The organism is Streptomyces sp. Edi2 (assembly GCF_040253635.1).
Taxonomy (GTDB): Bacteria; Actinomycetota; Actinomycetes; order Streptomycetales; family Streptomycetaceae; genus Streptomyces.
The window spans coordinates 8,153,847-8,173,496 of record NZ_JBEJGX010000003.1 but is presented as its reverse complement, the minus strand read 5'-3'; the positions used below and the strand labels follow the sequence as shown (position 1 = coordinate 8,173,496).

The 19,650-nt window shown below is 68.3% G+C and carries 17 protein-coding genes and 5 pseudogenes; 16 read left to right on the top strand and 6 right to left on the bottom strand.

What is annotated here, in order from left to right:
- The first annotated feature begins 1 nt into the window (after position 1).
- Positions 2–982 (top strand): DNA-3-methyladenine glycosylase family protein, encoded by a 981-nt coding sequence (locus ABR737_RS39090; protein ID WP_350255895.1) that lies wholly within the window; start codon positions 2–4, stop codon positions 980–982.
- 191 nt (positions 983–1,173) lie between these two features.
- Here ABR737_RS39090 and ABR737_RS39085 read toward each other — a convergent pair whose 3' ends face one another.
- Complete coding sequence (locus ABR737_RS39085; RefSeq protein ID WP_350255894.1) at positions 1,174–2,343, bottom strand: hypothetical protein; 1,170 nt, start codon at positions 2,341–2,343, stop codon at positions 1,174–1,176.
- Between the two features lie 137 nt (positions 2,344–2,480).
- Here ABR737_RS39085 and ABR737_RS39080 point away from each other — a divergent pair, with 137 nt between their 5' ends.
- Positions 2,481–2,618: a hypothetical protein gene (locus ABR737_RS39080; RefSeq protein WP_350257169.1), complete on the top strand. Its 138-nt coding sequence runs from the start codon at positions 2,481–2,483 to the stop codon at positions 2,616–2,618.
- Positions 2,619–2,824: 206 nt separating this feature from the next.
- On the opposite strand, the gene ABR737_RS44020 is transcribed toward ABR737_RS39080, so the two are convergent.
- On the bottom strand, positions 2,825–3,052 hold the full coding sequence (locus tag ABR737_RS44020) for a hypothetical protein (protein ID WP_502964445.1): 228 nt from the start codon (positions 3,050–3,052) through the stop codon (positions 2,825–2,827).
- A 158-nt stretch (positions 3,053–3,210) separates the two neighbouring features.
- Between ABR737_RS44020 and ABR737_RS39070 the strand changes: the two are divergent.
- A pseudogene (locus ABR737_RS39070) lies at positions 3,211–3,359 on the top strand (LysR family transcriptional regulator); the annotation flags it as partial.
- Positions 3,360–3,701: 342 nt separating this feature from the next.
- Here the strand turns inward: ABR737_RS39070 and ABR737_RS39065 are convergent.
- Positions 3,702–3,941 (bottom strand): annotated as a pseudogene (locus tag ABR737_RS39065) (winged helix-turn-helix transcriptional regulator); the annotation flags it as partial.
- Between ABR737_RS39065 and ABR737_RS39060 the strand changes: the two are divergent.
- Positions 3,937–4,278, top strand: coding sequence for a winged helix-turn-helix domain-containing protein (locus ABR737_RS39060; RefSeq protein ID WP_350257098.1), 342 nt, complete (start codon positions 3,937–3,939; stop codon positions 4,276–4,278). The pseudogene ABR737_RS39065 and the gene ABR737_RS39060 sit on opposite strands and share 5 nt — an antisense overlap.
- Positions 4,275–4,820, top strand: a complete 546-nt coding sequence (locus ABR737_RS39055) for a transposase (protein WP_350255893.1) — start codon at positions 4,275–4,277, stop codon at positions 4,818–4,820. Before ABR737_RS39060 ends, ABR737_RS39055 begins: the two co-directional genes overlap by 4 nt.
- A 37-nt stretch (positions 4,821–4,857) precedes the next feature.
- Here the strand turns inward: ABR737_RS39055 and ABR737_RS39050 are convergent, their stop codons facing one another.
- Entirely contained in the window at positions 4,858–5,712 is an 855-nt protein-coding gene (locus ABR737_RS39050) for an oxidoreductase (RefSeq protein WP_350255892.1), read from the bottom strand.
- Positions 5,713–5,917: 205 nt separating this feature from the next.
- On the opposite strand from ABR737_RS39050, the gene ABR737_RS39045 reads away from it, so the two are divergent.
- The 4 genes and pseudogenes from ABR737_RS39045 to ABR737_RS39030 all read left to right on the top strand — a co-directional run.
- The gene (locus tag ABR737_RS39045; RefSeq protein ID WP_350255891.1) at positions 5,918–6,790 is read left to right on the top strand and encodes a helix-turn-helix transcriptional regulator; all 873 of its coding nucleotides are present in this window, start codon (positions 5,918–5,920) and stop codon (positions 6,788–6,790) included.
- A gap of 575 nt (positions 6,791–7,365) precedes the next feature.
- Positions 7,366–7,602 (top strand): annotated as a pseudogene (locus ABR737_RS39040) (ABC transporter permease); the annotation flags it as partial.
- Between the two features lie 584 nt (positions 7,603–8,186).
- Positions 8,187–9,629, top strand: a complete 1,443-nt coding sequence (locus ABR737_RS39035; protein WP_350255890.1) for an FG-GAP-like repeat-containing protein — start codon at positions 8,187–8,189, stop codon at positions 9,627–9,629.
- Positions 9,630–9,694: 65 nt separating this feature from the next.
- Positions 9,695–9,849, top strand: a pseudogene (locus tag ABR737_RS39030) (transposase); the annotation flags it as partial.
- A gap of 274 nt (positions 9,850–10,123) precedes the next feature.
- On the opposite strand, the gene ABR737_RS39025 reads toward ABR737_RS39030, so the two are convergent.
- Positions 10,124–10,582, bottom strand: coding sequence for an NUDIX hydrolase (locus tag ABR737_RS39025; RefSeq protein ID WP_350255889.1), 459 nt, complete (start codon positions 10,580–10,582; stop codon positions 10,124–10,126).
- Here ABR737_RS39025 and ABR737_RS39020 point away from each other — a divergent pair.
- The 5 genes from ABR737_RS39020 to ABR737_RS39000 all read left to right on the top strand — a co-directional run bounded on the left by ABR737_RS39020 (position 10,505) and on the right by ABR737_RS39000 (position 15,633).
- Complete coding sequence (locus tag ABR737_RS39020; RefSeq protein WP_350255888.1) at positions 10,505–10,945, top strand: substrate-binding domain-containing protein; 441 nt, start codon at positions 10,505–10,507, stop codon at positions 10,943–10,945. The two genes, ABR737_RS39025 and ABR737_RS39020, sit on opposite strands and share 78 nt — an antisense overlap.
- 345 nt (positions 10,946–11,290) lie before the next feature.
- On the top strand, positions 11,291–12,526 hold the full coding sequence (locus ABR737_RS39015; RefSeq protein ID WP_350255887.1) for a serine hydrolase domain-containing protein: 1,236 nt from the start codon (positions 11,291–11,293) through the stop codon (positions 12,524–12,526).
- A gap of 282 nt (positions 12,527–12,808) precedes the next feature.
- Complete coding sequence (locus tag ABR737_RS39010) at positions 12,809–12,907, top strand: nuclear transport factor 2 family protein (protein ID WP_350257097.1); 99 nt, start codon at positions 12,809–12,811, stop codon at positions 12,905–12,907.
- Between the two features lie 107 nt (positions 12,908–13,014).
- On the top strand, positions 13,015–13,932 hold the full coding sequence (locus ABR737_RS39005; protein ID WP_350255886.1) for an NADP-dependent oxidoreductase: 918 nt from the start codon (positions 13,015–13,017) through the stop codon (positions 13,930–13,932).
- A 1,161-nt stretch (positions 13,933–15,093) separates the two neighbouring features.
- Positions 15,094–15,633, top strand: a complete 540-nt coding sequence (locus tag ABR737_RS39000; protein ID WP_350255885.1) for a hypothetical protein — start codon at positions 15,094–15,096, stop codon at positions 15,631–15,633.
- A 294-nt stretch (positions 15,634–15,927) separates the two neighbouring features.
- Here the strand turns inward: ABR737_RS39000 and ABR737_RS38995 are convergent, their stop codons facing one another.
- Complete coding sequence (locus ABR737_RS38995; protein ID WP_350255884.1) at positions 15,928–16,917, bottom strand: phage tail tip lysozyme; 990 nt, start codon at positions 16,915–16,917, stop codon at positions 15,928–15,930.
- A 1,502-nt stretch (positions 16,918–18,419) separates the two neighbouring features.
- Between ABR737_RS38995 and ABR737_RS38990 the strand changes: the two genes are divergently transcribed.
- Both ABR737_RS38990 and ABR737_RS38985 read left to right on the top strand, forming a co-directional pair.
- On the top strand, positions 18,420–18,812 hold the full coding sequence (locus ABR737_RS38990; RefSeq protein ID WP_350255883.1) for a hypothetical protein: 393 nt from the start codon (positions 18,420–18,422) through the stop codon (positions 18,810–18,812).
- Positions 18,813–18,818: 6 nt separating this feature from the next.
- Positions 18,819–19,564: pseudogene (locus ABR737_RS38985) on the top strand (LysR substrate-binding domain-containing protein).
- The last annotated feature ends 86 nt before the right edge of the window (positions 19,565–19,650 follow it).

The following is a 19,650-nucleotide window of genomic DNA, read 5'->3' as shown; positions in this document are numbered from 1 at the left end:
CGTGCCCGCCGTCACCCTCACCCCGGCCGGGCCCTTCTCGCTTGCTTCCGGCATCCGGTTCCTGGAGGGCTTCGGCCCCGCGAACCACCCTTACACGGCGGACGGAATCCTCCGCCTGGCCTTCCCTGCCGACGACGGCGACTCGGTCGTCGCGGCCGCCGTCCGGCAGGAGGTGAGGGCAGACGGCGGCACGGGAACGGTCCGGGCCGAATTCACCGTGCACCCCGGTACCCCGCACCCGGCGAAGGCAGTGACCGCGGAGGCGGCGGCCACACAAGCCGTGCGGGCCCAACTCGCCCGCATCCTCTCGCTCGACGTCGACGCCACCGGATTCCCCGGTCTTGCCGGGGACCCCGTGGTGGCCGGGCTCATGGCGGACCACCCGGGGCTGCGCCCGGTGTGCTTCCACTCCCCCTACGAAGCCGCCACCTGGGCAATCATCGGCAACCGCATCCGCATGACCCAGGCAGCAACCATCAAGGCCCGCATCGCCCACCAGCACGGACACCGCGTCCACATCGCAGGCCGGCCCCTGCACGCATTCCCCACCCCCGCGGCCCTGCGCGCCATCACCCACGTGCCCGGCCTCACCGGCATCAAGATCGAGCGGCTGCACGCACTGGCCGAAGCAGCCCTCGACGGCAGACTCGACGCAGCCCACCTGCGCGCCCTGCCCGCCGACTACGCCCTCACTGAACTGCGCGCCCTGCCCGGCATCGGCCCCTTCTCCGCCGAACTCATCCTCATCCGGGGAGCAGGACACCCCGACGTCTTCCCCCGCCACGAACCACGCGTCCACAAAGCCATTGCCACCGCATACGGACTCGGCGCCCCGACCACCGACGACGACGTCACCCAACTGGCCAAGATCGCCGATCGCTGGAAGCCCTACCGCAGCTGGGTCGCCTTCCTAGTCCGAGTCCGCGCCCAGGACACGCCCCAACCGGGCCCCGTGTGCCACGGCTCCCCGCCATCGTCGTGACGTCGTCTTCCGCACTCGCTGAAAGGTCCCGTGGTCCTCGGCGGGCGGGCACACCACGACGCTGCGGCACCTCGCCGCGTGATCGGATCGGCCGAATACGCCCAGTACGACGACCCTCCGCCTTGCGATGCACCGCACCTGACGCCGCCCGCTGCTCCACCGAGTTCACAGGACGGCCCCTCAAGAACAAGCTAAGGCCGCCCGGAATCCTGAGGGGAGATGGCGGCATCGGCGATCTCCGCGCGGCTCGCGGCCACCCGCAGCGTCAGGGCGGCGGCGGATCCTGCCACCAGGCCACAGGTCAGGGCGGCAGGGACGCCATTACCGAGCTCAGCGGCCAGATGTAGCAGGTCCCGGCGCAGGCCCGAGCCCACCCCGTCCAACGCCATCCTCAGCAGCTGGCTCGCCAGCAGCCCGAAGACGGTCGCGCACACTGCGCCGGCCGCCATCGCGGGAACAGTGGCTCGGGTGAGCAGTCCCGGCAGCCGGCGCAGTGCCCACCACACCACGGCGAGCAGCAGCAGATCGGCGGCGCGATACAGGAGCCAGTAACCAAGCGGCGCGGCCCCTGGGCCCGCCCAGGCGCCGAGCAGCAGCCACTGGCGTAGAAGGTCACCGGGTTCAGCGAACAGACCGATGCTCGGGGAGACTTGTTGAAGTGCGGCGGCGACCGGCTGGTACGAGAGGACGACCAGGGAGATTGCGATCACGGCAGTTCCGACCGAGGCTGCCAGGCGGGCGGCGCGAGCCGGGACGACCTCGTGCGACAACGCACCGGCCCCCTTGGCAGCGACTCGCGCTGCGACCACAGTCACCGCCGCCGCGACCAGCGCGGTCACCACCAATACCTGCCGCCCGGAGGCGATTACGCTCGCCAGGTGGGGCAGGAAACGGTAACCCCCGCGCCCTCCCGAGCCGATCAGCCACGGTGCGGAAACGGTCACCGCCAGGGTCCCGGCTACCAGGCCCCAGGCCCATATGGCGAGCAGCGCAGCCGGCATCCGGCCGCGCACCGGCGGCAGCCTGCGGACCAGGAGCAGTGCCCCAGGTATGAAGAAGGCGAAGACCGCGCCGAACCGGATCTGCAGTGCGGTGGAATACAGCGCGCGGTAGTTGGTACCGACGGCCCCGTCTGCTCCCCCGCCCCCGCCGGACACCTCGGTACCGAGCCAGGCCGAGCTCGGAGGGTCGTACGACCAGGGGGCGAGCCAGCGCTCCAGCTCGGCGGCGGTCTGGCTGTCGAGCATGGCGGCAGCACCCGGCAAGTGCAGTGCGTGCGCACTCGCCCCCGCCCACCACAGAAGCGCCGTGAGCAGCAGCCCTCCAGCCAGTGCCGGTAACACCGCGCGCCGGTATGTCATGACTTTCCCCCGCCTTGGTCGCCTATCCCCTCAATCCCAACGCAGGGCAGATTACGGGCCGTTCATCACATACAGATCACGGGAGGGACAGGGCAACCGGGCTGGTCGCCCATCAGATCCACGTCTCCGAAGGTGAGTTGTCCCTCGGCGAGGGGGTGGTCACCGCCATCGATGCCGAGTGGCGGCTCGGAGCCCGCCAAGCCCACTCCGGCACCCATGCCCTGCAAGCGGCACTGCGCGAAATCCTCGGACCGACCGTCCCGCAGTCCCCATGAATCGGCCCGCGCCCTGCCCCCCCCCCGCCCCCGCTCCAGCAGCAGAGGGTTGATCACAGACCCGGGACCGTCAATGTGCACCGCGATCGGACCCCGGTGACGCAGTACCTGGCCACCCTTCCGTTCGAGGGGGCGGACCGGCGCCGATGGATATCTCTGTGACGGACGCGGGGTGTTCTCCGTCTTGGCGGGCTCGTCCGGGCGGGTTACGCGGTGGTGCGGGCAGCCTGCACCATCCGAGCGAGTGCGGCGCGCAGCGCGGCGTTGAACCGGTCGGGGAGCTCCTGGTGTGGCATATGGCCGGCGCCGGCGATCACACTGAGCGCGGCGCCCGGCGTAAAGGCGAGTATCCAGCCGTGCAGGAACAGCAGCGCCGGGCCGGTCCCCTCGTCCTCGTAATGGAGCGTGGTGTCGTTGACGTCCAGACTGGGCATGGCGGTCCCCTCTGCCTCCTCGGGCCCTTGGGACCCGCGCGGTTCGTGATGCCCCCAGCCAACCGCGATCACCCCCGCCGACCAATGAGCGATCCGCGCCTACAGCGATCGCGAACGGTGATCAATGCTGGTCGCGGCGGACAGAGGGGCCGGGGGCCATGGAGCTGCGTCAGCTGCAAGCTACGTCCTCACCGTGGCGGAGGGACTGCACTTCGGCCGGCCCGCCGAGCGGTTGCACATCGCGCAGTCCGCGGGCAGTCAGCAGCTCCGCCGGCTCGAACGCGAACTGGATACGGAGCTGATCGATTCGATCCCTGGGAAGAGGGCATCGCATCGCCGTCCAGGTAGCCGCCGATCTGGACATACACGGATGGAATCATCGATCTGGAATCAGCCGGCCAGATATAGCCACCTTCCACACTGCGCTACCTAGGGGAGTCTGGCTTCGTGCACCTCAAGCAGCAGCGTTTGCCTACCGGTGTGGTCAGCAGTTGGTGATCTTGAAGCTCGTGGATGTTTACGAGAAATAGCAGCAGTGCATGGGCCGGCTCAGCAGCCCGATAGCAGGTGCAGCGCAGGCCAAGTTGGTGGCCACCAACTCGAGATCGATCAAGGAAGCGCGCAACGGGAGTGTGGCGCTGTGCACCCGTCAGGCGTCGAAATGACGGCGCGCGTCCTCGATGTGACCGAGGTACTGGTGGGTCCAGCCGCATATGGCGTCAACCGTGGCGCGCAGGGCCCGGCCCGGTTCGGTAAGGGCGTACTCGACCCGCGGTGGCACGGTGGGGTACGCCTTCCGGTCGACCAGGCCGTTGCGCTCCAGCATGCGCAGGTTCTGGGTGAGCATCTTGTGACTCACGCCCTCAACCTCGTTCCGCAGTTCGCTGAAGTGGGAGGAAGGGGGTGCTCCAGCGTTACGCCGGCGTCCGGCCACCGGTCGCCCGCCCAAGCTGAATGACGCCCAGGTCGAGACGGTGCGGGCCGCCTTGGAGCGAGGTGCCCGGGCTCATGGGTTCGAGGCCGATCTGTGGACCTTGGAACGAGTCGGCGCCGTCGTCGAGCGGGTGACAGGAGTGTCGCTGTCACGGGCGTCGGTGTGGCGTGTGCTGACCGGCCGGCTGGGATGGAGTCTGCAGCGGCCTGAGCGGCGGGCGGTCGAGCGGGACGAGTCCGAGATCGCCCGCTGGATCACGCACGAGTGGCCGCGCATCAAAATGGGGCGGTGAACACACGTGCCTGGATCGTGTTCCTCGACGAATCAGGCGTCTCGCTGCTGCCCCAGATCCGCCGCACTTACGCACCTCGGGGCCGTACTCCGCTCCTGCGGCACCGGCTGAACTGGAAACGTGCGTCGATGGCCGCGGCTCTGGGCTACCACTCCACCGACCCGGATCGTGGTCCTCGCCTGTGTTTCCACCTCAAGCCCGGCAGCTACGACACCGCCGCACTGATCGACGTTCTGGAGCAGGTCAAGGCGTTCTACGGCGGGGAGCGGGTGGTGCTGGTCTGGGACGGGCTGTCCGCCCACTGGAGCCGGGCGATGCGAGCCTGGGTCGCCGAACAGGACTGGCTCACGCTCGAGCGATTACCCGCATACGCACCCGAGCTGAACCCGGTGGAACTCCTGTGGTCCTCGCTCAAGAAACGCGAACTCGCCAACCTCGCCGACGACCACCTCGCCGACGTCGCCGACGCCACCGAACAAGGCATCCACCGGATCAACCACAACCAGCACCTGCCATGGTCCTACCCCAGCACACCGGCCTGACCATCCACCCACCACACCCACCGAACTTACGAAAAGATCAGTAGGCGGACCGGCTGACGTCGTCGAAGTCGGTCGAGGCCGACAGCTCGGCCCATGCCAGCATGTCGCGCTCGAAGGCGTCGCGTCCGGCCTGGACGAGCTGAAGCGCGTCGGTTCCGAGCAGCAGGCGCGTCGGCGGTCGGTCGGCCGCCACGATGCGCAGCACCGCGGCTGCGGCCTTGTCCGGGTCGCCCGGCTGGCGCCCGCTGCCGTGGATGCGCCGGGCGCGCAGCGGCTCGAACAGCTCGTCGTAGTCGGCGATCACACGGGGTGCGCGGATCATCGAGCGGCCGGCCCAGTCGGTCCGGAAGCTGCCCGGCTCGACGGCGGTGACATGGATGCCGAAATCGGCGACCTCCTTGCCGAGCGTTTCGAGGATGCCCTCCACCGCGAACTTGCTGCCGTGATAGAAGCTGAGGCCCGGCATGGTGATCAGCCCGCCCATGGAGGTGACGGCGATGATGTGGCCCGAACGGCGCTCCCGCATGTGCGGCAGCACGGCCTTGATCACCGCCACGGTTCCGTAGACGTTCACCTCGAACTGACGGCGAAGGTCATCCATCGACGACTCCTCGAAGAGACCGTCATGGCCGTACCCGGCGTTGGCGACGAGTACGTCGACCGGGCCCAGGTCGCGCTCGGTCTCGTCCACGACCGTGTCCACCGCGTCATGGTCGGTCACGTCCAGGATGCGGGCGTGCGCGTCACCGGCGAGCGCTTCAAAGGCCCGTACGTCGGCGGGCGTGCGCACCGTGCCCACCACCCGGTGGCCCGCGGCCAAGGCGGCGCGTGCGAGTGCGCGGCCCAGGCCGGTGCTGACGCCGGTGATCAGGAATGTCTTGGTGTCCGACACAGGAGTTCCCTTCGTGCGATACGAACAGAGGCCGACCGGGGCGGTCAGGCCCCGGTCGGTCTCGACACGTTCCACTTCAGCACCGGAATCGGCTGCTGATCGGCTTCCGGGGGGTCCGCTTCGCCCCGGGGACAGCCGGACGGGGGGACTGCCAGTCCCCCTTTCGCAGGCCGTCGGGCCGCTCTTGGGCCGTATCGTGAACGGCATGGACCGCAACACAGCTCTCGGTGAGTTCCTCCGCTCTCGGCGGGCACGGATCACCCCGCGCCAGGCGGGCCTGTCCGACGGCGGCGGCTCTCGGCGAGTGCCAGGACTGCGCCGCGAAGAGATCGCGCAACTGGCGGGCGTGAGCGTCGACTACTACGTACGCCTGGAACGCGGACGCCGCCTGAACGTCTCCGAGACCGTGCTGGACGCCATCTCCCGCGCGCTACGCCTCGATCCAGTCGAACGCACCCATCTGTTCCAGCTCGCCAAGCCCGCCGCAGGCAGGCCCCGCCGCACGGCGACGCGTCCGCAGCCGGTCCGCCCGGGGCTGCGCGACCTGCTCCGGATCCTCGAGCACACCCCCGCCCTTGTTCTGGGGCGACGACTGGACGTCCTTGCGTCCAACCAGATGGCACGTGCGCTGCTCACCGACTTCGACGCGCTGCCGCACCGCGAGCGGAACCTGGTGCGGTTCATGTTCTGCGACGAGACCGCCCGCTCGCTGTATACCCACTGGGACACCCACGCCCAGGACATTGTCGCCTCGCTCCGGCGCGACGCCGGACGCCATCCCCACGATCCACTGCTGGCCGAACTCGTCGGCGAACTCTCCATCACGGATGAGGACTTCCGCCGCTGGTGGGCCGACCAGAACGTGTATCGGCACACGCATGGCAGCAAACACTTCCGCCACCCGATCGTCGGCCCGCTCACCCTCAATTACGAGTCCCTCACCCTGCCCGCCGACACCGACCAGCGGCTGAGTGTCTACACCGCCGAGGCAGGCTCCAGCTCCGAAGAGGCGCTTCGGCTACTGGCCGCATGGATAGGGCAGTCCGAGACCTCGCACGGGCAGCACACGGGTCATTAGACGCCCGCCGGTCCGCGAGGAGCGGTCGACCATGGTGGCTGCGTCCCATGAGCCGGGATGGGCGTTATGGAACATGGCCCTCTCCGGGTGTTCGATCGAAGCGCCGGCATCGTCCGCCCTCCCGGCGAGGCTGTGGTCAGTGTGCGCCCCTCCCTCCGTGAATGCCGACGCGGCCGTCGGCCGAGCACCAGCGATTGCGCGGCCTGCTGTGCGGCCGGGGCCGGACAGTGGCGGAAACTGCGCGCTCGCCATACATCCCTGGCGCTGGGCGGTGCCTGTGTCCCAGTACAACGCCTCCAGTGCAAAGCCTTCGCGGGCACGGCCGCCCCGGCTCCGCGCGGTAGCGCCCTTGGACTTACCGGAGTCCGGTGCCCTGCAAGGGCCATCTCCTCAAATGACGTCCACGATCTCCTCGGAACGGGCACACGTCTTCGGTGCACTGAGCAAGCAAGCGGCTTCTCGTTCACCGACTTCAGCAAGTGTGCGATCTCGTCGGCATCCAGTGCAGCAGGCAGGGCTCAGCCGATCATGGTGCTGCCCGTCGCATTGGTGCGCTCTCCGTATTCTTCGGCGGGATCGTCGAGGCCGCCAAGGGCATAGGGATGTCACGTTCGCCCAGCTGCTCAGGGGCGAACTGCCCCTAGCCCAGCCGCCAATCCTCATCGGTGTCCGGGTATCGACCCAGTTGCACGGGCATCGCGGCGATCGCGGCCTGTGCCTCAGGGCCCGGGCTTGGCAACCAGATCTTCCGCGGGGTCTCCAGCTTGGGCAGTGCGAACACGCTCAACGAAGTACTGTCACCTGCTGTGGGTGGACCCGGCACGCGAGCTGGTGATCGCCTCGCGCTGGGGCGCGGAGGTCGAGCGCCTGCTGGCCGAGGTGTCGGGGGCGGTGCCGCCGGTCGCTTGACGGCCTCACCGGGGTGTGTCCGACGGTCCGTGGCCCGTCGGACACAGACACCGACACGGTCCCAGGCGCAGACACAGAACCCGGCACAAGCACCGTCCTGTTCGTGAGGCGAAGCAGGGCGGGGCGGGGCGGTCTGACGAACGATGAGTGGGCACGACTCGTACCGCATCTACCGAAGACCGGTCGCCGGGGCAGGCGATTCAGCACCACCGGAACGCTGGTCGACCACTCGCTGTGCGGCATGAAGGAGTGAATCGAGGGGCGGATGGTAGGCGCCAAGTGCGGCTTCCCGGAACGGAGTTGCCGTGCGCTGCGCGAATTTGTTGGACCGAGTTATTTTCTGTTCATTCTGCAACCGTCTCGCTTTTGTTTCTGTCTATCTCTACAACCCCTTCCATCCCACCGGGCTCACAACTCAGGGGGGCGGACCCGAGGGGCGATCGATGTGTTACCCGTTGGAGGATTTGTGCGCAACCGAACCAGGAGCATGGTGTCAGGCGCTGTGGGCGCCGCCTTTGTCGCGGCCGCGGCCGGCGGCGCCATGGCAGCAGTGACGGACGGCAACGGGCGGGGCCAGGACCAGCCTTCCACGAGTGCTGCAAAGCGGAGCAAGATCACCCAGGGCGACCTCGACGGCGACGGCCACGCCGACCTCGGCGTGGGAGCGCCTGAGGGCACGGTCTCCGGGAAGTCCAAGGCGGGCTACGTGGGCGTGACCTACGGCGCCAAGGGTGGCGTCGACACCAAGCGGCACAGCACGCTGACGCAGGCCAGCGCGGGCGTGCCCGGCACCCCGGAGGCCAAGGACGGCTTCGGCTCGGCCGTGGTGCGTGGCGACGTGGACGGGGACGGTTACGCCGACCTGATCGTCGCTGCGAACAACGAGGCCATCGGCAGCACTACGCAGGCCGGTTCCGTCACGGTCGTCTTCGGCTCCAAGAGCGGTCTGTCCGGCGACGCCATCGCCTTCCACGCGCCGAAGGTCGCTGCCAACGCGCACTTCGGCGACCAGATAGCCGTGGGCGACCACAACAAGGACGGCCTCAGCGACATCGCCATCTCCGACGGCGCGAAGGTACAGCTCGTCAAGGGCGCGAAGAACCTGCGGGAGACCGCGACCCCGAAGATGACCAGCGTCACCCCACCCGGCGGCGGCGTCAGCGTCGAGCACCTGGCCTCCGGCGACATCAACGGGGACGGCTACGCCGATCTCGTCACCGTCGCCTCCCAGGACTCGCCCTCCGACGAGGGCACGCTCGGCGTGCTGCCCGGCTCATCCGGAGGCCTGAAGAAGACGCCGCTGGGCAAGGACATCCCACTGCCGTTCGCGCAGTACCGCCCCGTGGTAGGCGACATCAACGGCGACGGGAAGGAGGACGTCGTCACGGACACCGGCTTCTCGGACGGTCCGCAAGAGCAGAAGCTGCGCACCTACCCCGGCACCGCCGACGGGCTCGACTCCGACAAGCCGGTGGACTGGAAGGGCAAGGCGCAGGAGGGTGAGGCTATCCGGCTCGCCGACTTCGACGGCGACGGCCACGACGACCTGGTGGTCAGCAACACCGGCGCCGAGGCGCCCGGGGGCTATAACAACGCCGGTGCCATCAACGTGCTCAAGGGCACCGAGAACTGGCTGACCGACCAGGGGGCGCAGACCTTCTCGCTCGACACCGAGGGCGTCCCTGGCTCCATGGAGGGCAACGACAAGTTCGGTGCCTCCGTCTCGCCGGCCGATTACAACGGTGACGGGAAGGCGGACCTGGCCGTGGGCATCCCGAACCGCACCGAGGGAGTCGGCGCGGCGGCCCTGCTGTACGCGGGCACCGACGGGCTGAGCGCCAAGGACTCGTCACTCATCGACCCGAGTGACCTGGGTTCCCCGGCGACGAAGGGCCGCTTCGGCACGGAGCTGACGAACCCGGCGAAGTAGGCCCGCACGCTGGGGCCTGTTCGCAGATCACGTGCCTGTCGGCTGGTGGGCTCGTTGTTGCCGACATGGGGCGGGGTGATCTGACAGATGCCGAGTGGGAACGGCTGCGGCCGTTCCTGCCGGTCAGTAACCGGCGTTGTGGACGGTGGCGGGACCACCGGCAGGTGATCGACGGGATTCTGCACCGAGTGCAACCGGGGTGCAGTGGCGTGACCTTCCGAACGGTTCGTAGACCCTTGAGGGTGCCGGTCGTCTCGCCGGGCACTTCACGGAGATCCGTGGCCGATCCCCCCACCCCGCGGAGACCCTCGACCGGACCAGGCCGACACCCTTGCTCTGCACCAGGCCCTGCGCACCCACGCCGCCGACCACGCGCATGCGCTAGCTGCGCGGATCACCGACGCCCAGGTCCTCGCCGGCGCCAGTCGGCCCCTGGGGCTGGGGGGCTCGCATGTTGAGGTGCCGCGTATTCGGTGGATGACTCCGGTTACTGATTACTGACTGTCGCTGGTCACGGTGGTCCAGCGCGGGTCGATGTGGCCCAGCCATGTGTCTTGGTCGTCGGCCAGTGGTTGCTTCAGGGGAAGGGGGAGGAACCGGCAGGCAAAGGTGAGGCCGGCGTCGTCTCCGTCGCCGTGGACGTGGTGGTCCCACGCATCGGAGGTGTCTGCTGGTGCCTGGAGGAAGAAGAAGCTGGTTCGTCGTGGCTGACCCGTGTCGGGATGGGGCTTGTCCTCCACGGCGATCTGCCGGACCACGGCGGCTCTCAGCAGACCGGTCTCCTCGGCGACCTCTCGAAGGACCGCTTCTTCCAGTCCTTCGCCTGATTTGACTCCTCCCGCAGGGACTTGGGTGCCGGCCTCCGGCATGCCGGTGTGGTCGAACACCAGAAATTCGGGGACCGCGCGATCCCGGATTACGTATGCGGCGACACGGATTCTGGGTGGGGTCATCCCGGCATTGTCAGTCATCGTGCCTTTCATGGCGCCGGGAGCGTATCGGCTCCAGGTTCCGCCGGCCTCGGTAACCAGGCGGGTGACCGCTGTGCGACGGGCGTCCTCGACGCCTTCCTGCGCGCCGGTGTCCCCGTCCCCGACGAGATGTCCGTGGCCGGCTTCGACGACAGCCGCCTGGCCCGCCGCGCCCCCATCGACCTGACCACTGTCGGACAGGACATCCCGCGCCTGGCGGAACTCGCCGTCGGCCGGGCCATCGCCCGGATGGAGGCGGAGGCGGCGCCGGGCCCCGAGACCGTCATCGTGCCGCGACTCGTGGTCCACGCGACCACGGCGGCGCCGCGCCGGGCCCTGTCGTAACTCCCGTCGTCCGCCCGCGGGACAGGCCAGGCGTCGCCCGGCAGGCGCGAGGCCGACAACAGGGCTCCAGGGCTCCGGGCTGAGGACCCAAGGCTGAGGGGATCACCCGGACGGCGCCGACCGGATTGCGTCGGGCGCCGACGCGCGGCAGGGCGCGGGCGCTCTTATGCTGGAGGTTCAGGACCTTGCGGCCCGTGTCCCAGGGCAGTGCCGTGACCTGCGGCTTCTGTGCAGTCGCGCCGTAGGCGGACACATCGTTATCCCGCGCTCGTGCTCACACGGGGGTAAACACACGCTCGTGCTCGGAGTTGCGGAACGTGGCCTCGCATGGTGGGGAGTCACTCCATGACGCATTCCCGTTTGTGCCGGGCTGCTGCGACGGCTGCCGCGGCAGGGATGTTCGCACTGCCGATCGCGGGCGTGGCCGGGTGCGGTGGCCCCGCCGTGCCGGCGAAACCGTCGCCGTCCGTTTCCACATCGGCGTCCCCGGACGAGGTCCGTGACATCACCCCTGGCGTGACGCAGCAACTCGACACCGTCGTCCAGCGGATCATGGGGGAGGCGAACATCCCGGGTGTGACCGTGGGACTGTGGACGCCCGACGGTAACTATGTGCGGTCCTTCGGGCTCGCCGACCCGAGCAACGGCCAGGCCATGTCGCCGGATCTGTACATGCGGACCGGGAGCGTGACAAAGACGTTCACCGTGACGGCGCTGCTGCAGTTGGTCGACCGGCACAAGGTGAACCTGAACGATCCGATCGGGAAGTACGTCGAAGGCGTACCCAACGGAAGCAAGATTACCCTGCGCGAGCTGGCTGGGATGCGCAGCGGCCTGTTCAACTACTCCAAGGACGAGGCCTTCTACGAGGCGCTGACGAACGACCCACACCAGCCGTTCGCCCCGAAGGAGTTGCTCGGCTACGCCTTCCAGCACCATGTGCTGTTCCCGCCGGGAAAGAAGTTCGAGTACTCCAATACCAACCTCATCCTGCTCGGCCTCGTCATCGAGAAGGTCACCGGTCAGCAACTGCACGACTACATCAAGAAGGACGTCCTTGAACCGACCGGCCTGGACCACACGCTCCTGCCGGTCGACGCCACGTTCCCGACCCCGCACGCGCAGGGATACACGACCCAGACCGCGAACGGCGACGTCCAGGACGCGGCCGACTGGAACCCTTCATGGGCCTGGGCGGCCGGCGCGATGATCTCCAATCTGCAGGACCTGCGCGTATGGGCGCGTGCGGTGGCCACGGGCAAACTGCCCGACGGCGGCGACCTGATCAGTCCCGACCTGCAGAAGCAGCGGCTCACCACACCCCCGACCCCCATCCCGGGCATCGGGTATGGCCTCGGCATCTTCAGCGTCCAGGGGTGGATCGGGCACAACGGTTCGCTGCCGGGCTACGAGTCCCTGGTGGTCTATCTGCCGTCGGCACGGGCGACCCTCGTCGTCCTGTTGAACACCGACATCGACCATGACAACCAGGAGCCCACCACGCTTTTCGGCGAGGAGATCACGAAGATCGTCACGCCGGGCCACGTCTTCAACCTGCCCGCGGAGCCCGCGGCCAGGTAGGCAAGGATGCCGGAGCCGGTGCGGGCGGGAGAGAGGGAAATCCAGTGCTCCGCCGCCGACCGGTTCTCACCAGGCAGTGCGCGCCGCCCCGTTCTCGCGGCGCGCGTTCCGTGACGAGTGAGGGGAGCCAGGCCGTGCGTGAGCGCACCGCTGTCGTCTTTCCCCGGTCACGGTACGAGGTGATCCTAGATGAATGAGTCCGATGTTTGTGCTGGCCGCGACCATGGCGAAGGGAGCCCGTTGACTCGTGTATGACGCTACCGATTCGCTTGGACCGGAACCATTGACGGCCAGCCGCGACGGGGAAGAGGCCGCGGCACCAACGTGCTCGTCAACCACGCCGGAACCTGGCAGATGCTTCACGAACACCTCAGCGCATAACCGGGCGGCGCCATCGATCCATAGGAATTGACAATTACTCTGGACAAAAACACACAGTCACAGACCTGAGCACAGGGCCAGCGAGCACGAGGTATGTGGAGAGAGAAATGAAGGCAATCGTCGCGACTGATCAGGGCGCGGAAGCGGCCGGGATCAGGCTGGCGGAGCGGCCTGAGCCGACGCCGGCGATCAACGACGTCGTCGTTGAAGTCCATGCGTCGGGCTTCGTCCCGGCAGAGTGGGAGTGGCCCTCGACGTGGGTCGATCGCTCCGGTCACGACCGCGCCCAGGCGATCATCGGCCACGAGTTCGCCGGAGTGGTCATCTCCCTCGGCTACGGCACGACGGGACTCTCGCTGGGCCAGCGGGTGTTCGGGATCACGGACTGGCACCGCGATGGAACCCTGGCCGAGTACGCGGCCGTGGAGGCACGCAACCTCGCGCCGCTGCCCGGGGCCGTCGACTTCACGGTGGGTGCGAGCCTGCCGATCTCCGGCCTGACCGCATGGCAAGGCCTGTTCCAGCACGGTCGTCTTCAGGCGGGGCAGAGCGTCCTCGCACACGGCGCCGCTGGCGCGGTCGGATCTGTGGTGACGCAGCTCGCCCGGGAGTTCGGCGCCTACGTCATCGGTACCGGGCGGGGGCCGGACCGTCAGGCGGCGCTCGACTTCGGCGCGAACGAGTTCCTCGCCCTCGACGACGACGATCTCGAAGACATCGGAGGGGTCGACCTGGTCTTCGATGTCATCGGTGGTGACATCCAGAGGCGCTCGGCGAGCATCATCCGGCCTGGCGGGACGCTGGTGTCGGTGGTCGGGCCTGCTGAGACTCGCCCTGTCGACGGTCTCGCGGTCGACTTCGTCGTCGAGTCCGTTCCGAGTCAGCTGGTGGAGATCGTCGACCGGGTGCGGGACGGGCGCCTTCGCACGCACATTGGAACCGTCGCGACCCTCGACGACGCCGTCCCCGCGCTCAACCCGACCGAGCGGCGCAAGGGCAAGACCGTCATTCGCGTGCGCCCCTGAGCTTCCTGGAACGGACGGAGCAGCCGGAGCTGACGAGCGGGAAGTTCAGGCAGGCCGAGGCGTGGCCGCTCGTGCGACCCGACCGATGGCTCGCGAACGAGGCGCTCAAGGCCCACGCCGCCGGAATCGTCGCCGCGGTCGCTGCTGCCGGCGGGTGACGCAGCCTTGCCGCCGGTCGGGAAACCGTCACGGTGACGGTTTCCCGACCGGCACTTTACGATCCCCGCACGCCGAACTGTCACCTGGCCAAGGGCTGTCCCGTAACTGCAGAACGCCACCGGCGGGACGGAGTGCCGTTCTACACCCCGGCCGAGGTGAACATCCCGCGCCTGAACCGTCTCCGGTGTCCCCCAACGAGGAGTTCACGGCGGCCGGCTTCCGGGGTACGGGCGGTAGGCGGCCGTCACGCGTTGCTCTACGGCGGCAAACCCGACCGCGTGAACACCGCCGCGGGCGTCTGCGATACCCGACGCCCAACGCAACGAGCGAGGCCTCAACAGCGTCAAAGGCGCTCGGCTACCTCAGCGAGGATCCGCAGCAGCCGATGGTGGTCTTCCACCTGTGGAACGGCAGCGGTCCGGGGGCCGGTCGAGGCCGCCCGAGCACGAGCAACCGGTTCTCCTCGCCGTGCGCTTCGCCACGGGCTCGTTCCGTCGATCGTTCACCTTCACCCCGGAAGGTGAACGGAGGAAGCCAAAGATCGCTGCTCCTTACCTGTCGCAGTAGCCGGTCCGGAGGCGAACGAGGGCTCGGATTCCTCCCGGTGGAACGCCCTGCCCGACCGCGACCATGGTGAACACGGTGCACCGGGCGGCAGGCGTGCGACAGGCCTACGCCCTCCGGATCTGTCGCTCCATTCGGAACCGGGTGCCGGGGCTCCCTGTCGGGGCGACGGGCGGGCAGGCACACCGGCAGCGTCAGGTCCCACGTTCTGCTCTGCCCCATCGGAACCTCCCGCGGTACCAGCCTGCTGAGCCGTCCCCGTTCCCGTCCCACCCTTGGTGACGCCTTAGCAGGTCACAAGGGTGGGATCCCAAGAGGACATCACTTGCCCCGAGACCACTGGGGCGGGCCGGGGCGACCGGGCACGGTGGTCTCGTGCCGACGGGCCACGGGGTCCCAACGGGGGGACCGTCCTCCGGCCGACGAAAGGGATTGACCGTGACGTCAGGCAAGCGCATCGCTCTCGCAGCCGCCGGACTGGCCCTAACGGGCGGCCTCGTTGCCGCCCCGGCCGCGACCGCCGCCCCGGCCGCGCCGGCCGCACCGTCGGCTCCGTCCGCCGGGCACGTGGAGGCCGCAGCCAACAGGTGCTCCGGCTGGAAGGAGATCCACATCACCGGCGGCGCCGCCAAGTACATGGAGTGCACGAAGAAGGTCAGCGGCAAGTCGTACGTCTCCGGCGCCTTCTACCTGTGGGACACCAGGCGCGACGGCAAGGCGGTCCAGGCGTACGCGGAGACGGACTACAACCACTGGTACGGCGACGATGTGACCTGGCAGCACTTCTACGGCTGGGCCGACCACACCCACGGCAGCCCGAAGATCAGCACGGGCTGGCAGCGGGGCAACGGCTTCGGCGTTGCCCCCGGCTCAGCCGTATGCGCTTCCCCGTCTGCCGCGGAGCGGGCGTGTAAGGCTGCAGTGGGAGCCAGACCGCAGGGCTCCTCACCTAACGAGCTCGTGCATGGTAGGCGGTGAAGTACGATGAGCTCTTGATCGTCGATCATGGTGGCGTGGTGGGGAACGCGAACCGTGCGGCAGTCATCAGCGATCGGCGGATCACGGGCCTGGCGGCCGATGCGATCGCTGAACTCCTGCCCGAAGTAGGTCCGTTGGGGCAGGGACGGCATCAGGCCAGGCTGGCCTCCCGGCCGCGGAAGCGAGCCGTGGGCGCCGGTGCGACGCACCGGCTGGTGTGCGTCGACCGTCTCCTGGCCACGCTCGTCCATCCGGCAAGAGACCCGGTGCCTCCCAAGCCATCAGCGAGGACGGTCAGACGTTGGGGACCTGCAGCTTGTCCCAACTGTTCTTGCCGGGGGTGCCGTTGGCATCGTCGCCTTCGAAGCCGAGCTTCTCCTGCCAGGCGGCGTAGGACTGCACATCGCCCGGGCCCCATACGTCGGCGTTGACGCTCGACTGGTACCGGTTGCAGCCTTCGGCGACGAGCCGATGGTGCATTGCGGCGATGATCGGCGATTTCCGTCCCGTGTGGAAGAACGACTCACCAGGGAACGGCTCGAAGGCGGCGGGACCGGCGGGGCCGCCACCTGACTGGTAGGCGGTCAGTGCCCTGTTCGATGGTGAGCGGCGTTGCTTGAAGACCGTCTGCACGCGGGCGTCGGCGCGTGGCAGTTTGCTGTGGCCGCTGAGAATGGCCCCCGGAATTTCGTAGTTGTAAACGACTTCGTCGCTTGCAGCCTCAACCGACACCACCTGGCTGGAAAGGACCTGATGGACTCCGGAGTAGCTCGTACGCAATTCGTGCTCGAGATAGTCCAGTTGGGCATCCATGTTGAACAGGACATCCGCCCCGCGCGCAGCTCCGTTGTAAACGTGCCTGAAAAGCCCCGACCGCCGAGAGGGCGAAGTCCACTGGGCGAGGCCGGCGCCGGGTAGCTTGGGCCCCTGATGAGGTGATTTCCGATCCATGATTTGGGCGGCTGTGAAATTCGTGGTTACTCCGGCGAAGTTCTTCGCTCGCATCGGGGTGGACGGCGAGCTGCCCTCGATGCGATTCGGCAGAATGGCCGACTCTGCCCACAAGTTCCCGACGATCCCGGCGGCGCCTGCGGGCGGAAAACCGTACCGGTCGACGAGTTGTCTCATGCAGTAACGCATGCGGTCGTCGGTTCCGACCTGTGTCCAGTCGCCAGCCGACGGAACCACCGCGACCGCGGCGGGCGCGTGTCCCAGTCCGCGACCGGGACAGTCGGCATCGGCTGCAAGATGCCTTGCTTCGATGTTCGAAAATTTGCCGTTCATTTCAGGCTCCTCACGCGAAGCCCGCTTCGCCCGTCGCGAGGGCGCACGGCGTCCCCCACGGCTGGAGAAGCCGGGTGAGGGGAGGACAGAGACATGCTGTCTCGAGTTGTGCACTGGTGGGCCGCCAGTAGCGATCGCCCCGGCCCTGTTCGAAGCCCAACCCAAAACCATTTTCATTGTACTGCGAAGTATTGCAGCCCGCCCTGCATCACATTACGCGGCCATCAGGTAACCAAACGCGGCCGCCCGGCAGGCTGTCACGCGGGGTCACACGTCTGTGATGCGCTACCGGACAACATGAGCTTCAGGCACGAGCATAATCGCGACCACCAAACGCATAGACATCTCTAACAGCGACTAACGAGCTCGTGCACAGTAGGCGGTGAGACGTCCGGGACTTCGGTGGGGCTCGGTGTTCACATTTGCCGTGCCGATGCCAGGTCGGTGATCTGGTGATGAGGCAGCAGGCCAGCGACGGCTTGGACGGGCCCTCCAGTTCTTTAGGTGGGCGATGCCATGCTCGACGCCTGCGGAGCAGTGGCGGCGACTACTGACCAGGCGGGCCACTCGTCCGGCCCGCCGCCGAGCCATTCGAATGAGCCGCGGGTCATCGAGCGAAATGACACTTTCATCCAGACGAGCCCGGTGCAGAAACTCCACGAGATCTCGGGCCCGTAAGCGAAGGCATAGGATCAGCCTCAACTGTCACCCGTATGCCGTCGGTCGGCGACGGCGGATGCGCTGCGGGGGACGCTCGGCCATACCCCCACCGTGCGCCCACCTCGCCGATGACGCACGTCGACGGTCGTCGACCGTGTCTACTTCCCCCGCGCAATCTGCGACGTCTGGTGGCCCGTGGTGCCGATCTCGGCCCCGATCTTGCCAGCCATTTATCGCCCATCCACTGTCGCGCCTACCAACTTCGTAGGTTACGGATCCCTGAGGGTGCTCCTTGCAAAAATCCCACTCCGACATCAACTAACGCATCGGCGAGGGAGAAATACCCCGCCGGCCGTGGTCCCGGCTGCGCATGGGAGAGGGGGCCGGCGATCGACGCGGCCGGCGCCCGGGCTCGCGAAGAAGTCCACGAGAGTGAGCCACGCACGTTGCAGTACGCCCAGCAAGAACCGCTCGCCACCCACTCGTGTGCGACCGGCCCCCGGGTGAAGGTACGCGCAGACGTGCGTATGCGTTTCGCTTTCCCTCCTCCTGTGACGGAAATTGATGCGTGGCCCTGCGGGCTTGATTGGCGAAACGTGCCGTCTCGTACCGGCCGTTCGGGAATTATGGACACCTTCCGGCCGTGTCTCGAATGCGTGGTTGTGTCGCTTACCGGCTTTCGGCCACAGTTACCGAGGTTCGCGCCGGGTGTTCCGTGCCCCCCGACACCGCGACAAACGCCTGTGCCATTTTCCATTCTATGGCGGTCGAGGGGTTGAAGCTCCATGGCAGTAAGTGCGGGCGAAATCCGGAACCTTCTCGAGCAGACGACACTGCGGGGAATGGTCGAAGTTCCGGCCTACGCTCTGGACGGCTCTGCCGAGGACGTGGGTCTGGTCTTCCGAAGCGGTGTGCTGCGGGTGGACGGCTCGGTGTGCGATCCGAAGGAGTTGTGGATCACCGGGCAGGCCGTCACCACGGGGCTCTCGTCCCCCGTGCCGGTGCACATCACGTTCACCCGTGATGGTGAGCTGATTGCCGGGACGCCGGCCGTCGCCGATCTCGGCGAGGGCCGGAAGCTGCTGCTCGTCGACGGCACCCCGGCGGGCGCAGAACTCCCGCCCGGAGCATGGGCGGTGGTGGATGGTCAGGCCCTGCGGCTGACGCGGCGGGCTCCCGCACCGCCGACCGACGGCCAGGTCGAGGAAGGCGAGCTGGCCTGCGCGCAGTTCTAAAACGGAATTGTGCCGGTGAGCAGCCCAGCCCCGAACCTCGACGCCAACCTCGCCGTCGCCCTCAACGCCCTGCTGACCGAGCAGAGCGTCACCCGTGCAGCCGCGCGGCTGCACACCTCCCCCGAGGCCGCGGACTTGGTCGGCGCCGCGCTGGCGCCGAGACTGCTCGGACTGGCCCGGCGCCGGGCACCAGGCGTCTCGCTGCGGGTGTTGGCCGAGGAGTGGGAAGCGGGCCGCGCACTGCGCGAAGGCCGGATCGACCTGGAGATCGGGGCCATCGACCACGTCGACCCGGAGACCCAGGTCGAAAAGCTCGTCACGCTGCGGATGGCGGCCGGCGTCAGGGCCGGGCACCCGCTCACTCGAGGACCCCTGGCAGCGGCGAGGCTGCTGCGGCCGAGCACGTCGCGGTCAGCCGCCGGGGACGCCTCACCGGCCCGCTGGACGCGGCCTTGGCCGAGCAAGGGCTTAGTCGGCGGGTCAGCGCCGTCCTGTCCGGTCACCTGGCGGCGATGGCACTGGCCGCAGCCGGCGACGTGGTCTGCCTGGTGCCGACCGCGTTGCCGGGCGAGCCCCCTTCACCACTCAGCGACGCGGCGCACGCACTGGGACTGCGTCTGCTGGAGATCCCGCTGCCGCTGCCGCCACTGACGATCGGCATGACATGGCACCCGCGCCACAGCGCCGACGGGGCTCACCAGTGGCTGCGCGGAGCCGTGCGCCGGGCGCTCCGTCCAGTCCGAGAGGAATAGCTCATGGCGCGGGCCCGGGCATACCCGGGCACCCGGACACAGACCCGAACCCGACCATGGCCAGAAGCCTGGGCGCGGCCGAATCC

Coding starts and splice junctions, on each gene's coding strand:
- ABR737_RS39085 (WP_350255894.1), bottom strand. CDS start 2,343: ATGACATACCGGCGCGCGGTGTTACCGGCACTGGCTGGAGGGCTGCTG.
- ABR737_RS44020 (WP_502964445.1), bottom strand. CDS start 3,052: ATGCCCAGTCTGGACGTCAACGACACCACGCTCCATTACGAGGACGAG.
- ABR737_RS39045 (WP_350255891.1), top strand. CDS start 5,918: ATGGACCGCAACACAGCTCTCGGTGAGTTCCTCCGCTCTCGGCGGGCA.
- ABR737_RS39035 (WP_350255890.1), top strand. CDS start 8,187: ATGGTGTCAGGCGCTGTGGGCGCCGCCTTTGTCGCGGCCGCGGCCGGC.
- ABR737_RS39025 (WP_350255889.1), bottom strand. CDS start 10,582: ATGACCCCACCCAGAATCCGTGTCGCCGCATACGTAATCCGGGATCGC.
- ABR737_RS39015 (WP_350255887.1), top strand. CDS start 11,291: ATGACGCATTCCCGTTTGTGCCGGGCTGCTGCGACGGCTGCCGCGGCA.
- ABR737_RS39005 (WP_350255886.1), top strand. CDS start 13,015: ATGAAGGCAATCGTCGCGACTGATCAGGGCGCGGAAGCGGCCGGGATC.
- ABR737_RS38995 (WP_350255884.1), bottom strand. CDS start 16,917: ATGAACGGCAAATTTTCGAACATCGAAGCAAGGCATCTTGCAGCCGAT.
- ABR737_RS38990 (WP_350255883.1), top strand. CDS start 18,420: ATGGTCGAAGTTCCGGCCTACGCTCTGGACGGCTCTGCCGAGGACGTG.